The organism is Streptosporangium sp. G12 (assembly GCF_052983175.1).
This window is the reverse complement of the sequence record NZ_JBRIQO010000090.1, coordinates 1-1,165: the sequence shown is the minus strand read 5'-3', so window position 1 is coordinate 1,165 and position 1,165 is coordinate 1. Positions and strand designations below refer to the sequence as shown.

The window sequence follows — 1,165 nt, the reverse complement described above, 5'->3', positions numbered from 1 at the left end:
GCGTCCCGGGTTGGGGGGTGTCGGTGTGGGGTGGGCTGGTTTCGGGTTGTGGGGGTGGGTCGCTGAGCTGGTCGCGGAGGTAGTTCCAGATGACGGCGATCAGGGCGGCGACGGGTACGGCGAGCAGGCTGCCCACGATGCCGGCGAGGTTGCCGCCCAGGGTGACGGCGAGGAGGATCACCGCGGCGTGCAGGCCCAGGCCGCGGCTTTGCACCATGGGCTGGAAGACGTTTCCCTCGAGTTGCTGGACGGCGATGATGATGGCGAGCACGATGAGGGCGTCGGTGGGGCCGTTGGAGACCAGGGTGATCAGGACGGCGACGAAGCCGGCGAACAGGGCGCCGATGATGGGGACGAAGGCCGCGACGAAGGTCAGGACGGCCAGGGGCAGGACGAGGGGGACGCCGACGATCCACAGGCCCAGGCCGATGAGCACGGCGTCGAGCAGGCCGACGAAGGCTTGGGAGCGGACGAAGGAGCCCAGGGTGTCCCAGCTGTGGGTGGCTATGGCCGGGAGGTCGGTGGCCAGGCGGCCGGGGAGCTGGCGGGTGAGCCAGGGCAGGAATCGTGGGCCGTCTTTGAGGAAGAAGAACATCAGGAACAGGGCCAGGACGGTGGTGACCAGGCCGTTGAGGATGGTGCCGACGCCGGTGACGGTGGCGGTGACGATGCTGCCGACGCTTGATTGGATGCGGGTGGTGGCGGTGTCGAGGGCGGTGCTGAGCTGGTCGGCGCCGATGTTGAGGGGTGGTCCGGCGGCCCAGTCGCGCAGGCGTTGGATGCCGTTGCCGACGCCGGTGGCCAGTTCGCCGGCTTGGGAGGCGACCGGGACGGCGATGAGGACCAGGGTGCCGGCGGCGATGAGCAGGAACAGGGCGGTCACGGCGGAGGCGGCCAGGGTGGGGTGCCAGCCGTGCCGGCGCAGGAAGCGGGTGATGGGCCAGGTCAAGGTGGTGAGCAGCAGGGCGATGACCAGGGGCCAGATGATCGACCACATCTGGCCCAGGGTCCACAGGATGACCGCGGCCATCAGCACGACGAGCAGCATCTGCACGGAGATCCGCGCCGAGGTGCGCAGCGCGGCGCGGGTCTTCGTGACGTTCAGCGGGGCAGACACGAGATCACCTTAGACACAGCCGGACCAGACCGCGCCACCACGGGAACC

1 protein-coding gene is annotated in these 1,165 nt (G+C 69.7%); it reads right to left on the bottom strand.

Going from position 1 to position 1,165, the window contains the following annotated elements; translation table 11 throughout:
• Window positions 1-1,117 (bottom strand): AI-2E family transporter (locus ACVCAG_RS45715; protein ID WP_447191668.1); only part of this gene is annotated, 1,117 nt, incomplete at its 3' end.
• Window positions 1,118-1,165 lie beyond the last annotated feature (48 nt).